This is a genomic window from Bacillus sp. FSL L8-0099 (assembly GCF_038006385.1).
In the GTDB taxonomy this organism is placed as follows: domain Bacteria; phylum Bacillota; class Bacilli; order Bacillales; family Bacillaceae_G; genus Bacillus_A; species Bacillus_A toyonensis.
In genome coordinates this window covers 3069955-3086054 of the sequence record NZ_JBBOVC010000001.1, presented here as the reverse complement: position 1 = coordinate 3086054, position 16100 = coordinate 3069955, and the positions used below count along the sequence as shown (strand labels likewise).

The following is a 16100-nucleotide window of genomic DNA, read 5'->3' as shown; positions in this document are numbered from 1 at the left end:
TGTAAAATTTGCTGGAAGATAGAGGGGATAAAATGAATACAGGACTTATGCAGTATCAAGAGAAGAAACGACACGAATCCATTGAAAAAGTAAGGTGGGCTATTCAGACCTTAAAAGATTTAGAAGGTGAATCTGTAATTATTCGACCCGAAAAAATTATAGAAATGACAGGATTAAGCAAAACAGCTATTTATAAACCACATTTAAGGACGATATGGGATCAGCATTGGATAGGACTATCTTTTCATTCGGATAATATGATAAGTAAAATACAACACAATAGAAAAGTTGCAGAGTTAGAAAAAGAGGTGCAACGCGTCAATAAACATTTAGAAAAAGCAGAAACACAGATGAGTAATCTTCAGAAGAAATTAGAACTGGAAACATCTAGAAGTCGAGTGTTTATAAATGAGTATGAGGAGCAAAAGAAAGAAAATGAAAAAATTTTATATAAATATTTAAAAGTGTTAAGAGCGCTTCATGTTAGAGGAATAGAGATTAATGAATTAATAGATAATGAATGAACATTTGGATGTTAGGGAATATTCCAGTATTTTAGCGTATAAAAAAGATTATATGAATACTAGAATTACACAAGAAAATTTACAGAATTTAATTAATCAAGGATTTCGGACGGAGGAACTTTCATTTAATAAATGAATAATATAAAAATTATCAAAAGTCAGAAGGGGATAAAAGTCATAACTACCAATGGCCAAAAAAAGTTAGAGTCAAAATCTAATTTTATATCTTCTTTTAATGACGAACAAAGGCTCCTTGTTTTAAAAGACATTTTAAATCCATGGGTAGACAGGATTTAGAAATAGACCATTAACTTTAAATATATAATTACAATCAATCGGAAATATGGGCTTTTTTGTTATTAAATAACAAAAAAATCTAGCAATACTTTAATTTTAAATATTAATAATCACTTTAATTTGATGTATAGCTGTTAAAGCATTTTTGCATCGTTAGCTACTGCATCATGCTCATTTGGAAGCAAGTAGGTTAACAGTACATAATTAAAATGGTAAAAATTAAACCTAGTCATCAAACGCATATTTCCAAATATTTTTCCTGTCTTAATCATTGTCGTCATGTAGCAGTTTATACAAACTTTAATTATTTTTCTCATTTTGGCGTTTTAGAATTATAATTTGGAGGGACGCTACTTCTCTTTGAGGATTAATTCGATTTAGTAAGTAATGAATGGTCAGGATTAATCGAACTCTATTTCCGTTCCCTTGCTTCCTATACTTTGATCCCCATGGTTCTTTACTATTATTGCGACACAGATTATGCTGCAAAGAGTTCAATTCGCATTTGATAAGAGAAATGTAAAAAAATACAAGATGAACCCGTAGAGAAACCAAGTGCATTTCACTTTAGACAACCACCTTCTACTGATTTATTTACATTCTACGATGGAAAGCCATGAAATGAAATTTTACTCGGTGAGGTATCACTTATCCTTCATGCAAGAATAAATAAAAAACTGAATCAGCGATACCCTCTTCTTTAAGTAATCACTCAAAAGACTTCCTTATAAAATGAAGAAAAGAATGAAATTTGGAAGGGATTTGTCTATAACAAAAAATATACGACGATTGTTTCATACAAGCATCATCTTTTATTTACGCTAACATTAAACTTATGTCGTTGTGTATATGTTAAGAGTCTTCAAGTATTGCTTCAGAACCCTATTTACCATTAATGTGTTTCCATGTTCGCACTAAAGATTCTACAATTAATTTAATTACATCATTATCTAAAAAATATGCATGATGAGACAATGGATTCCAACTTGTCATTAAATTACCTACATTAATTTCTTTATCTTCTGTTACAGCTATTTCATAACTTTTATCAACCCTTTTTAATGGATACCCTAATACGTCATCTTTATCATAAAAATTTATCCATTCTCCCCTTAATCCAGTATAAAAATCATTAAGTTTTGGAGAAGGAATATTAATAGGATGATTAAAGTCATGGTACCTTAAGCTCCAAAGCGGTAGTGTTGTGCCTAATGTATAAAACAACGTTAATGTTTCCCCCTTTTCTAAAGGTGATAACCTTTCTATTTTTGAATCCTGAGAGTTTTGTTTAAACTGTAAATCATAGAAATAGTTACTAGCAATAACAGAACCTAGGCTATGAGAAATAATACAAAGTGGAGCAGTTTCACCTGCTTTGTTACTAAGTTCATTAAGACTTTCTTTTACTTTATTATGGACTCTTTCATAATTATGTTTTGCTGTTTCTACAGGTTGATATGCAATTGCATCACCTAAATAATTAATAACAAATCTTCGTAAATCATTGAAATGTAAATTTTCATCTAACACAATTTTTTGAAAAAGCTCATTTTCTCTTTCGGCAAAGAGTTCAGACCAAAATATAGGCTGAACCACCAATTCTAAATCTGGTTCATCAGTTAGCTTGCTAATCTCTTTTTGAAATTTATCTTTAATCAATGTAATCATTTTATCTGCAAATTCAGGTTTTTGTTCTCCGATTCCATGAATTATTGCTACTGCAATTTTTGACAAGAAAATCACTCCTATAGCGATGATAATATTATTTCATTATGTAAAAGCTGTTTATACCTTGCCACTTCAACTACTTTTTATACATTAAGAGAACGGGTTTGAAAATAATTCCAATTTGTTAATAATAATAACTAGAAAGGAATAATTTTTATATTAAATGAAATGATACTTAATATTACGAATAGGACATAAATGGAGGGGAAAATGGAAAATGAAGTCATCCTATTATGATGATTATCTTGAACAAGCACGTACGGAACTTTTTAGCATACGTTCTAACTCTACAACTGGATTTCGGGATAAAGCTGGATATATCGTTGATTATATTAATGGTCTACCAACTACTCGTGGTGAATCTACTCTGCACACAGCTATTGCTGCTATTGCCATATCTTCAGGGAGTTTTAATCACCTTGATCAATGGGAAATAAACAATGTGAATCGACTACTCAAAGAATTATTAACAACACTTATTTATAATAGTTGGGGGAATAAAGATAATTCAGGGAATGAACATCCGATTCGTCATCCAGATGTAATAGAATATGATGCAAGTGGGAAAAAAATTAGGTGCAGTCCCCTTACAAAAGATAGCTTTGGAGCGATTATTACGGCCGGATATATCGCATACATTTACCCTAATAGTGACAAGGAAGTTAAAGATCTTGCCAATAACTTAATTGTCAAGTGGGCTGATTACTTAACCCAATTCAATTGGTTTACTCATTCGAACTATATTTCTAATGAATTTGAGTCAGAAACGATAAATGGAAAATTGTATTATAAGAATATTTTTAGTGAAAATGAAGGACGTATAATGTACAAGGGTCCGGAATCATATATGTTGATGCCCCACGAAATTTATGCTCTAAAAAATGTAGCTACACTCTTAGGGGTAGAAACGAATGATTGGGATATATTCACAAATAAAATCCCGTCAGATTTAAAACAAATAATTATTAACGATATTGCTCCACTTTTAGCTAATGTTGCAAGTAATACACTTTTTTCTGCATTAAATACAAATGATATCTCCATTTATGCAGAACAAAAAAATAATAAAAAATCTCTTATTAAGATATCAGATGAAATGAGAGACTCACTTACTAAATCTTTTCATACATATATCCTTCACGAGATTCATCAATTTATTATTTCTGATAAATACATAAATTCCACCAAATTTGAAATTTTCATGAATGCAGTTGATTCTATCTTACCATTAACGGATTTAAACCGTGAGCTCATTTCTAGTTATTTAAAAAAAGAATGTTTTTTTTGTGAGGATTGGATTGAAATTGTAGTATTTTTGGGAACACAACAATTACTAAAAATTATGGGTGCTGATGTTATAAGTTATTCTGTTTGGCCCTTTATTAGTGAATGTATGACCAAGCCAAAAATGTATCCTATAATCAATAAATTTTCAAAAGAATTTTTTAGATACTTACACAGAAGCTCTAATTCAAATGGATTATGGGCTTGGTTCTCAGGAAATACTAAAGTGATTCAAGAACAGTTATATCTCTTTAAATCTCAACCTCAGCGTTACTGGTGGAAATTTGCTTATGGTTCTACTAAATTTGAAAAATGGATGATGGAACCTTCTATTGAGCCATCAAATGGTAGAGAATCACCGAGGCTTGACTACTTAGTACTAGATGGGCTGAACGAAATGGGTTATCAGGAATTTACGGAAAAATAAAAATTGAAATTCAGAAAGGAATTATTTTAATGACGATATCAAACGCTGGGTCCGTATTTATAAATGAAGAAGGTTTAAACAGATTAATTAAACAAATGATGAAGCAACGTCCCTCAATGTTTAATTTTGGAACAGAACGGATTAATAGAAAGACAGACTTGTTATGTTTTCAACCCACAGTAGACATCGACCTGCCTCCTGATCAGCCATGGATTACTTGTATTCAACCTTTAGTATTCGAAAACTTTAAACTTGATTTTTGTTATCAAATAAAAGACTTTGAATTTGATTTATTTCCATCAAATTCAGCGCCTACGAATATAGATCAATTCTTAATAAACATAACCTTATTTATAGGAATCGGATTACCAGACTTAGCGCTGGTAGATCCATTTATAAGAAAAAAACTTAATCAAGAGAAAATAATCGAAGATCCTACAACAGGAGAAAAAATTATAGAACTGATAGAAGTCGATAGACTTGAATGCTTTCAACTTAATGCACAAATAACAGGACATTTCAAAATAGAAGATTTAATAGTAAAAGAAGGTGAAAAAGCTACCGCTAAATTCATGGTTCCTAAAGTTGATGCTGTAGATATTATAAAAATTGAGCCTGAGGTTATAAGTAAAACTGCTGAGCTTTATATTTATTTTGCAATATCCACATCTAGAACGAAAATAGAGAGCATCATAGAAAATATCCCTATAATTAGAGGAATTAAATTAATTCCAGTACTTGATCCTAAAATTATTAATAATGAATTGCAAATTTTTTGGGATGCGGAGGTTATTAAATGAGCCATGTAACTCTAAATACCTCCCAAAAGCTGTTTCGTGAAGTATTTAGTTCAATCCGTGACAAATTTGAAATTATTATTGATCCTGTAAAAGATCCTAACAAGTATACATATATACATCGTATTGGGAAATCCTCATTAACTACAAGTTTAAAAGGAAAAGTAAAGTTAGAAAACGGGGAAATAGATTTTGTGGAACCAAATCGAATTCGCATCCGTGAACTTGATGTAGTATTTGAAAAACTTATTGCTACTTTTGTATTAGACATTCAAAAAATATGCTTAGGTGGTGAATGTCTATTTAAGTCAAAGAGAGATATTGTCACCGAAGTTGATTTAGTCCCCCTCTTAAATAGAATTGAAGTATCATTTGATTTAATACTATCTGCAAGAAATGTTAAAGTCCCGAAAAATTATTGGGTTATATCCGGTCAACCTGATTTACCAGATATTGATATAGATTTTGCAGATACTATCGGTGAATTAATAACAAAAAAATTAACACAATCGATTAGAGATACAATTCCAGGCGATTCCACATTTGAAAAAGGACTTATTGAAATGGTTACGGATGTTGGTGAATTTCTTCGGACTATCCTTGATATCCCTGATGATGTACAGGAATGGATACAGAGGATTTTACTTGATGAATTTGGAATAAGTAATATTATATTAGGCTCTATTTTAGACTATTTTAAGGATCAATTAATTGCTACATATCAATTGGAAAATCCGTTTCAAATTATGAAAATAAATAGTCTAAAATGGTGCAACAATACAGACTATACTCTTTCTGCAGTTAAAATACCCTTAAGTAATGTTCACGTTGAAGTTAAGAATAAACATTTATGTATATACATAGATATAGGTGTTTAAGGAGGCGTAACTCGTGCAATTAACAACGAAAATATCACAAGATTTAATACGCGAAATTTATAATGAAATTTTTAAAAATGGATATACTACAAAAATTGAACCAAAGAAAAAGGAACGAAAAGTGAGAGTAACATTAGAGGGGCGAGTAAAGTTAAAAGGAGGTCGCATAGGATTATTAAGTAAACCAAGCCGATTTCGAATTAATGAGGCACAGGCTACTTTTTTACCAGGAACTTTTCTTAAGCTTTCATTAGGTGAACTAAAAATCCCTGGACCTTGCTTTAAAATATGTGTTAAAGCGGATCTTTGGCCTCCTTTTAAGTGTCGAAAGTGGAAAGAAGTTTGTCTAAAAGGAAGGATTCTTCGAGATTTAAGTATCGGAATTGATCTATCTATTCTCCCAAATAGACTAGAAATATCATCAGATTTTGTATTAGATACTGAACGTAAATCCGGACCCCCAGATTATTGGCAAATAATTGGTTATCCATTCCCGTTTGATATTGATTTTACCTTATTTCATGGTTTAGAAGATGTGATAGTAGAAGAATTTAAAAAAGAAATTTTAAAAAGAGTTTCTGGAGATTCATTTGCAGAAGCTATACTTAATCTGTTTGTAAAGAAATTTTTCTCTTGGAAAGAATTTATACTATATATCTTAGACGTTGGTGATGATTTACAGGAATGGATTACAAGTCTTATACTTGATGAGTTTGGAATAGAAAAGCTCATTACAAATCAATTTTATATATATCATAAAAAGTTTGCTGCAGATTTATTTAAATTCCCAACTGTAGTTGAAGAAGAGGATGATAAAGATAACCCTAAAGAATTAGAAGATTGCGACAAGTCAAAACCAAAGCATCCGCTCACTTTAATAAAAGTACCTTTAGAAAATATTTCTATTGGAGTTGAAGGGCATGACTTAATGTTAGGTGTAGATATAAAATCATCATAAATGCATTAAATATTTTTTTTCATTTAAATATAAGTTTCGGTTGAAAAGCTTTTTAACAGATAATAAGTGGTTATTATTGTAAAATGATTATTTATATTTCCATAACAACCCTTCTTTCATGTCTTTATTTATCTTTTTGATTAATTTTACTTTACTTATCTTGATGGCGATGTGGGCTTACAGTTATCCAAAACAATACGAATGTGATCGTCTTCAAAAAGTTTAGTGTAAAACATTTTTATTAAATATTTACTCATAGTTAAAAATGTATATTAAGTAAATTTCAAAATGATAGAGTTTTCTTGTAATTAGACGTAAGAATGAGAGTATAGAGAAACGGGGATATTGTTAGTTAGAAACCAGTTTTAAACTGATTCATATATCGGAGGTGTTGACACATGTATAAACCCACACATCTTAGCTTGTTCGTACTTGGGAGTAATAATGGACCGATTGCCAGCGTGCCTTTTTATGCCGAAGTTGTCTCACCAACTCCAGTACAAGAAGTTCCAATTGAGATTGATGACCGTTTTGCTGAATTCATTTTAGGTCCTCTACATTCACTTGACCCAATTGTTTACACTGACCAAGTTGCGAAGGAACGTATTATAAAAGCTATTCAAGAAGCTATTTCTCGTCTTCTGTCGTCCAGTGCTAGGGATCGTCTAAGAAGTGACCTTAATATGTTGAAGAAGCTGATTGAAAAAATAATTACTGGGGTTCAAGACGCCCATAGTAGTTCACTCAAAAATTTGAGCGCCTCGGATTTACTACAGTCCGTAGAAAAAGAAATAAGAAAAAATGCTGACCGCTTTGGGTTAGAAATAATCTTAATTCCAGGTCGGAATGAGCCAATAAAGACTACCTATCCACTCGGTACCCTAGCAACCGATCATGCAGGATACCTGTCCTTCGATCTTAAACGTCTACCAAGTCACGTGTATCAATCACTTATCGAAGCCGTTAATCGTCGTCAGCAGGATGCCAACGCGATTCTCAACACGTCCGTATGGTTTTATGCTTTAGGACGAGAGGATTTGCGCTTCGACGCACTTGTTCAGGGACGATTTGCTGAAGATGTCATTCTTACGAAGCTTGAACTTGATTTGCCACTTCCATTACCACAAGTAGTACGTTCTGTTGGCTTCTTATCTATGCAGAACCCCAGCCTCACTGATTGGCGTCTCTCCCCGTCTTCTTTTGCAGCAAATCCAACTGCGCTCCTTGGTGAGAATGACGGTTGCGAAAGCTTGCTACCGGCTAATGTCGCACTTCATGAATACCAATTTTATCAAGTGATTAGCTTAATTGATGACGCGGAAGACGACTTTACCGCACAGTTAACTTCAGAAGTTCGTCTTGGAGTAATGCATGAATTTCGTCACAATTGGTATCCGCTCGGTCATTCACTTGGGCAAATACTTTATAGCTTACCACTGGCGCCAGGAGAATCTATCAACTTAGCAGTGATTGACTGGACACGACGTGATGATGCACAACGTAAGGAGCGTACTACAGTAGATGAACAGATAGTACACCATGAACATCGTGATAGAATTATTAGTGAAACTGTTAGCGCTGCAATACATGAGTTTCAAAAAGGTAGCAGCTTTATGGGAGGGATTTCAAGTTCAGCTGGTATAAGTTTCGCTTCTGGAGTGGCTGTTGGTCTTGCTAATTCGTTAGGCGGTAGTACAGCCCGCAGCAGTGGAACACGTGATATTGCTTCTAACACTATGCAGTCCATTAATGATAACATTGCGCAAGCAAGTACTGCTAAGCGTGAATTGCAAAGTACTGTCGTAATTCAATCTAATCAGGCTGAGAAGGAAGCAATAGAAACTCGGACAATAGTAAATTATAACCACAGTCATGCGCTGACTATTCTTTATTACGAGATCCTAAGACATTTCAGAATCGCTACTGAATTCGTGAGTCGTCGCCCCGCATTACTCGTAAAGATGAAAACGGATTGGTTCGAAGAGAACGCTGAACCAGAAAAGAATGTTCGAGAACATCGAGCATCCTTACAAGCAGCGTTGCTTGATTCATCACTTGGGGATGCTTTTGATGCTTTGGAACGTATCGAGCACCGTAAACAGGTTGAAAACATAAAGAATAAGCCATCCCCCACTGCGCCGCCACCTCTAGTAAATCCGAAGGCGACTGGTCCGGCCTTAAGGTTCTTCGAATTCAAAATGAAGACAGGGGGAATTGTAGATGAAAGCAAAAATAAGGGTATCGAAATTTATGCGACGCTATGGCCATCAGGTGATAAGCTTAATGATGGTAAGCCCATAAATCCACCTGGCCTTTTTACATTTAAGCATGCGGATAATTCTTTTACTGGTCTTTTGCCACAGGGAGTACAAAATGGAACAATACAGTGGGGGGATATTCACCTAATAGAGCTAAATGTAGTAATAAAAAATCAATCAGATGGCATTGATATTGCGTTTGAACATATTACAGTAACAGGTATCGACATAGAAGGTAACCCGTTACCAGTTCAGTTGGTGGATCAGGGTTACGAGGGTGGTCATCTCACTCTAGGGAACAGCACTACGCTCAAGTTTCCAACTAAAAGGCCACCGACACCACCGCCCCCACCAGCACCACCGCTCGGAGAGATGGAAGATGAAGTCAAAAAAGCAAAGCTTTTCGAACATCTAAAATATCATAAGGCATACTATAGTCGAGCGATTTTATTTGGACAAGACCCAATTGATCGTGCTAATTATCTAGCAGGAATTAAGCTTCAAGACGGAACTTCAGCAGCCGAACATATCGAGAACCGACCAATTGAAATTATAGGAGATTATGTTGCTTATCCCTGTAACGATCCGAAATTAAATGCTAGTGTGAACAAGCAGCTAGACCAAATTCCGCTAGATAAGCTTTCACCGAATGAGCGACTTGTTACATTACCAACCCGTGGTGTATTCGCTGAGGCTAAGCTTGGGCACTGTAACGCATCTGAAGAAATTGACAATACTCGTTTCTGGGATTGGCAACAATCACCGATTCCGCATCTTGCACCAGAGATTGCACCGATACAAGGTGTGAAACCTGAAAATCAGCAACAAAATTTACAATCCACTCCATTCCCGCAGTCTCTTATTAATATTGTTAGCCCAGCGGCAGCTCCCGATCCGACTGGTCTTGCATCTGCGATGAATGTTCTTGGAACACCTAATATTTTCCGTGATATGTCTGGACGTCAAGAAGTCGCAGATCTTCTGAAAAAACTAGCAGACAAGAGTATCGAGATTACCGAAGCTGCTAATAAAGCGCGCGAGATTCAAACAAAATATATGAACAAACAGGACCAACAGCAGAAAGACTACGACCTTGGAATATATAAAGCCGCCGCGGAGGTGGAAGGCAAAAAAGTAGAAGCTGATGCTCAGCGCGCAGCACAGGCTCAGGCTGCAAAAGTAGAAGCTGATGCCCAAATAGCCGAAGCTAACGCTATGAAAGCTAAGGCTGAAGCAGCAAAAAGCCAATCTGAAGTAGCCACTTATTTTCCAAAGCAAAGCAAAGAGATAAGAGCAAATGGAGCACAAAAAATTATAGATAATTCGACGAAAGATAAAGTTATTGTATTCAAGGCCGAGGGGTATGATGGACAACAAATCCCAGGGCTATTCGATGTTTATGTCCACGATGTCATAAGTGAAAAAGATGTGATTAAAGTAGAAAAAGTAGTAGGAGGGTATTATCAAAAAAAGATTACTTTCTCTAACCCAGAGCCGATGCTCGATGCTAGAGTCTTTCGTCACGAGTATGCAAAGCTCGTCGAGTGGGACATTAGTCTCCCACCAATCAACATCATTACACATGGTACAACCTATAAAGTTGAGAAGAACCATACTGTGATTAACCTAAATTTAACGCAACGCACAGCTGATGTTTCTTTCAAAGCTAAGACCACTAACGATGCCGTAGATGAATTGATGAAAAAGTTGGGTGTTGAGGCTGGAATAGATAAAACGGTAGCACTCAAGATGATTCATAGCTATGAAACGAGAAAAGAAATTGTTCATAGGAATGAAGAGGAACAATCCTATACCCTCAAAGTTCCAACAAATCAATATGAGCTCGTTTTCAAAAGTTTCTAATACTTCATTCAAAACAATAACAAGTCTTTTATGAAATTGTACTTTCGCAGATGAACTAAACTGTAGTATTAGCCCCTTTAAGTAGACAGTGTAAAAAAGACTACATTCTTAATGTGAAATGTTACACTATACTTGAAGGGGATGTTTGTACAAAAAGATTCAGAATTGTTGGAATTACACGCTGTACATTGTATGAAGATGGTGGGAGAAATCACGTGTATTTACTTTATTTTATAATTTATGAGGTGGAAAATGGATTCTTTAGAATTAAATAAATCTAAATATATTGTCTCTAATATCAAAGATATTTTGCATAAAAAGCTTATTCTTGATAAACCACTAACTAATGATGAGGTGAAAAAATTAAACCTAGTTAATCCTACTGTATACGAAAATGAGAAGTATCTTATTCAATCACGGTGGTTTTATAGTATTAATATCGGAGAATGGGAAGATGTAGATATTATTATTCAAGGAAACAATGAAAACCCCAATGTTGAGTTTATCGACATGGCAGAAAAATATTCGATGAACTCCATCTTCATATAAGATGTGCATTAAAATATTCACATGAATTCTTACCTAATCAAGAAATGAAGAACTACTATCTATCCACAATATGTTTTGGAAAGGTGGTTAATTTTGACGATTATATATTTCCAGGTTTTAGTTTAGCATTTATTTATGAAGGTATCTTTGAGTTTCAGTATAAAGTAAAATTTAAAGACAATGGATGGCCTATTGGTTTTGAAGGTGGGCCACTTTAATAATCATAGATTATTTTTTCTTATCGTGTGGATTTAAAATAAAGATTAACCGTTTATAAAAAAGTTGCAACGCTTTTTCTCTTACAAAATAAAAAGTGTCCACTATGTGAACACCTCATGTTATTATAGGTAAGCTGTATTAATTCAGATTGATATGTAGGTGAGACAATGGAAAATAAAGATCCTAAACAAGAATATGACCTAAGCAAGATATACACATACATAGAGTTCTCTGATAAAATTAGCGATCGCTTTAATAATTGTGGTAATACCTCATTTAAAAGTTCTGTTAAAGATTTCATCTTTTTGCGAGAATGTCGAATGTCGTCAATGCGGAATGAAGAAAGTCATATAGCCCTATCCAGGGCTTTTTTTATTACAAAATAAATGCACCCGAATGGATATTTAACTATACGCTTCTTTTCATGTACTGCCATACACTTATTAAAGATTTATTTTTTGAATCTTCAATACCTAAGTATTCCCATATTGCTTAAGCAAAAAACTTCTCAGTAAAATTTTTACTTATTAAACGGTAGTCAGTTCCTCTTTAAGCACCAAAAAGCAGGTTCCTACTTTAATCAATCTCTTGTCAAAATGGATTCTTTTTGGTAGGTTCATTTGTTATGCACATTTTTAGTGTAGTCGTAGAAATTTCAAAAAAATACACTCGCATATACCTTCTTGATACACTTAGCTTGATAGCGATGTGGTGATACCCCACATCCATCAACTTAAGGTATATTTGTATACAAAATGCGGTCTTTCCATATAGTTTTTTATTATCTTTTATAGATTTTATAAAAGTAGGCATATCAAATAAACCCTGACGGGCTTCAATTTTTTTACTATGCTACCTGATGAGTAGAAGTGGTATACTCATAAACAACACCCAAAATATCAAAGACTGTCTTTTTCTCATATCGATGAGATTTTCGTCCGTTGTGCTGTAGGAGGTTAAACAGACGAAGGAGAACCTTTGATAATTCTTGGGTGTTTTTGTGTAATGCTTGGTAAAAAAGTAAAAAATAATCCTTAATTATGTACATCGCTTTATATTCACTTAGCTCTTTCTGTTTCTTACGTAACAGGAGTTCTCGCATTTTAAACATAGTAGAAGAACATAATAGAATACTAATGAGTTGCCCATAAAGGTGACATTCTAATCGTTCTTGTTTAATAGATTTACAATGATGAATTTGAAACCAAGATTTCCATATTTTAAATAACAGCTCAATTTGCCAACGCAGTGAATATAGATCATAAATTTTCTCTTTTGGTACCCATTCCGTAGGAATGTTTGTCATATATACCGTAATACCTTGTAAAAGTTTTGTACGCTCTGTATATGTAATTCCTTTTTTCTTTTCGCGAATAGCTCGATCACGTAGGCGTTTCTGTTTTTGCTCCTCGGTACATCTATAAACTACAATTCGAGTAGGCAGTTTGTCTTTACTCCCTACATATACATCATGTAATTCATACACTTGGCCAGGCTGCAATTGTTTCATGATGTCTTCCAAATGAATTTGTATATATACGGGTTTTAATTGAGCGGGTTTTGTTTTAAATACTACTGTTTCAAATTCTTTTCTATATATTTTAGTTGGTAACTTTAGACGTGATAAATAATATCCTTGCTTATCTTGAATAGACTTAAAGTCTTGTAGACGAAAATATCCTAAGTCACGAATATATAGTTCATTCTTTTGTGCCATGCCTGTTCGAGTCGCACTATATGCCTGATCACTTCGTTTTCCTGGTTCAATTTCCACATCAGAAAATTTTCCACTCAACAAGTCATACTCTAGTTGAATTTTCACACCAGCTGTATGACTACATCCTCCGGCACCAGGATAAGTAGTTGCGAATCGATCTGGAACTTGGAAGGTTGTAGAATCAAGGACGAGAATCCGTTCAAAATAAGAAGAAAGAGAATGAGAAATCTTAGATACTCCTCCAATTTTAGCTTGTAGAAGTGTAGTAAATACAGTGCGAAAGAAGGCTACTGAAGCCGAATTAAATCGTCGATTAAGTCCCTCCGGACTTAATAAAATTCCTGTTGAAGTTTCTAATTGACTACAAAGTTGAGTAAGAGAGGTAGTAGCGATTTGTTGATTTAACCATACACACAAAGATAAGAAATGGTGCCCGTGGCACTTGCGTTTTCGTTTCATTCCGCCTGCTTCTATAGCTAATTGATTAAGTGTAGCGGGAGACATATATCGATATAGCTCTTCGGCAAATAAAGATAACTCTTGTTTTTGATGCATATTCATAAAAAGCACGTCACCCTTTCTCATTAACATAAGAAAATAGTAACGTGCTTTTAACTTCAAAAATAGTCTAAATCCTTAAGTTGATGGATGTGTGGTGATACCCCACATCCATCAACTTAAGGTATGTTTTTACACAAAATGTGTTCTTTCCATAGAGTTTTTTATAATCTTTTCTGGATTTTATAAAAGTTGGCATATCAAATAAACCCTGACGGGCTTCAATTTTTTTACTATGCTACCTGATGAGTAGAAGTGGTATACTCATATACAACACCCAAAATATCAAAGACTGTCTTTTTCTCATATCGATGAGATTTTCGTCCGTTGTGCTGTAGGAGGTTAAACAGACGAAGGAGAACCTTTGATAATTCTTGGGTGTTTTTGTGTAATGCTTGGTAAAAAAGTAAAAAATAATCCTTAATTATGTACATCGCTTTATATTCACTTAGCTCTTTCTGTTTCTTACGTAACAGGAGTTCTCGCATTTTAAACATAGTAGAAGAACATAATAGAATACTAATGAGTTGCCCATAAAGGTGACATTCTAAGCGTTCTTGTTTAATAGATTTACAACGATGAATTTGAAACCAAGATTTCCATATTTTAAATAACAGTTCAATTTGCCAACGCAGTGAATATAGATCATAAATTTTCTCTTTTGGTACCCATTCCGTAGGAATGTTTGTCATATATACCGTAATGCCTTGTAAAAGTTTTGTACGCTCTGTATATGTAATTCCTTTTTTCTTTTCGCGAATAGCTCGATCACGTAGGCGTTTCTGTTTTTGCTCCTCGGTACATCTATAAACCACAATGCGAGTAGGCAGTTTGTCTTTACTCCCCACATATACATCATGTAATTCATACACTTGGCCAGGTTGTAATTGTTTCATGATGTCTTCCAAATGAATTTGTATATATACCGGTCTCAATTGAGCGGGTTTTGTTTTAAATACGACTGTTTCGAATTCTTTTCTATATATTTTAGTTGGTAACTTAAGACGTGATAAATAATATCCTTGCTTATCTTGAATAGACTTAAAATCTTGTAGACGAAAATATCCTAAGTCACGAATATATAGTTCATTCTTTTGTGCCATGCCTGTTCGAGTCGCACTATATGCCTGATCACTTCGTTTTCCTGGTTCAATTTCCACATCAGAAAATTTTCCACTCAACAAGTCATACTCTAGTTGAATTTTCACACCAGCTGTATGACTACATCCTCCGGCACCAGGATAAGTAGTTGCGAATCGATCTGGAACTTGGAAGGTTGTAGAATCAAGGACGAGAATCCGTTCAAAATAAGAAGAAAGAGAATGAGAAATCTTAGATACTCCTCCAATTTTAGCTTGTAGAAGTGTAGTAAATACAGTGCGAAAGAAGGCTACTGAAGCCGAATTAAATCGTCGATTAAGTCCCTCCGGACTTAATAAAATTCCTGTTGAAGTTTCTAATTGACTACAAAGTTGAGTAAGAGAGGTAGTAGCGATTTGTTGATTTAACCATACACACAAAGATAAGAAATGGTGCCCGTGGCACTTGCGTTTTCGTTTCATCCCGCCTGCTTCTATAGCTAGTTGATTAAGTGTAGCGGGAGACATATATCGATATAGCTCCTCGGCAAATAAAGATAACTCTTGTTTTTGGTGCATATTCATAAAAAGCACGTCACCCTTTCTCATTAACATAAGAAAATAGTAACGTGCTTTTAACTTCAAAAATAGTCTAAATCTTTAAGTTGATGGATGTGTGGTGATACCCCTAATACTACTAATAATGTTATTACTTTTCTAACCTGTATCATAGTTCAATAAGAATTAAACATCTTAGTATTATTAAAAAGACTTTATTAGAAATTAAATAACTTTAATGTCCCTTTACAACAAGAACATAGAAATTCATTACTAAGCATAAAAAAGCTAATTTCTTCATTATTTTTTTTATGAATCCCCACCAACTAAAACTAATTGTAGTTGATCATAAATTTCCTGTGTATCAGGTGTACTTTTTGCTTGTTTACGTTCCCTTTGTAATAGT

General features: G+C 34.0%; 9 protein-coding genes and 1 pseudogene. 7 read left to right on the top strand and 3 right to left on the bottom strand.

Features of this window, described 5'->3' with window-relative positions; translation table 11 throughout:
- The first annotated feature begins 32 nt into the window (after nt 1-32).
- The gene (locus MHH42_RS15590) at nt 33-524 is read left to right on the top strand and encodes a DUF6262 family protein (protein ID WP_340893567.1); all 492 of its coding nucleotides are present in this window, start codon (nt 33-35) and stop codon (nt 522-524) included.
- A 1179-nt stretch (nt 525-1703) separates the two neighbouring features.
- Here MHH42_RS15590 and MHH42_RS15585 read toward each other — a convergent pair.
- Nucleotides 1704-2555: a chemotaxis protein gene (locus MHH42_RS15585; RefSeq protein WP_340893566.1), complete on the bottom strand. Its 852-nt coding sequence runs from the start codon at nt 2553-2555 to the stop codon at nt 1704-1706.
- 211 nt (nt 2556-2766) lie between these two features.
- Here MHH42_RS15585 and MHH42_RS15580 point away from each other — a divergent pair, with 211 nt between their 5' ends.
- The 6 genes and pseudogenes from MHH42_RS15580 to MHH42_RS15555 all read left to right on the top strand — a co-directional run bounded on the left by MHH42_RS15580 (nt 2767) and on the right by MHH42_RS15555 (nt 11781).
- On the top strand, nt 2767-4260 hold the full coding sequence (locus MHH42_RS15580; RefSeq protein WP_340893565.1) for a hypothetical protein: 1494 nt from the start codon (nt 2767-2769) through the stop codon (nt 4258-4260).
- Between the two features lie 29 nt (nt 4261-4289).
- Complete coding sequence (locus tag MHH42_RS15575; protein ID WP_340893564.1) at nt 4290-5060, top strand: hypothetical protein; 771 nt, start codon at nt 4290-4292, stop codon at nt 5058-5060.
- A complete protein-coding gene (locus tag MHH42_RS15570; protein ID WP_340893562.1) occupies nt 5057-5935 on the top strand; it encodes a hypothetical protein in 879 nt (292 codons plus the stop codon). The genes MHH42_RS15575 and MHH42_RS15570 overlap by 4 nt, the downstream gene beginning before the upstream one ends.
- 13 nt (nt 5936-5948) lie before the next feature.
- Nucleotides 5949-6893, top strand: a complete 945-nt coding sequence (locus MHH42_RS15565; protein WP_340893560.1) for a hypothetical protein — start codon at nt 5949-5951, stop codon at nt 6891-6893.
- Between the two features lie 398 nt (nt 6894-7291).
- Entirely contained in the window at nt 7292-11014 is a 3723-nt protein-coding gene (locus tag MHH42_RS15560; protein WP_340893559.1) for a hypothetical protein, read from the top strand.
- Nucleotides 11015-11266: 252 nt separating this feature from the next.
- Nucleotides 11267-11781: pseudogene (locus tag MHH42_RS15555) on the top strand (hypothetical protein).
- Between the two features lie 848 nt (nt 11782-12629).
- On the opposite strand, the gene MHH42_RS15550 reads toward MHH42_RS15555, so the two are convergent.
- Together MHH42_RS15550 and MHH42_RS15545 are read right to left on the bottom strand one after the other, a co-directional pair.
- Complete coding sequence (locus tag MHH42_RS15550) at nt 12630-14060, bottom strand: IS4 family transposase (protein ID WP_340893558.1); 1431 nt, start codon at nt 14058-14060, stop codon at nt 12630-12632.
- Between the two features lie 230 nt (nt 14061-14290).
- Nucleotides 14291-15721: an IS4 family transposase gene (locus tag MHH42_RS15545; RefSeq protein ID WP_199692109.1), complete on the bottom strand. Its 1431-nt coding sequence runs from the start codon at nt 15719-15721 to the stop codon at nt 14291-14293.
- Nucleotides 15722-16100: the final 379 nt, after the last annotated feature.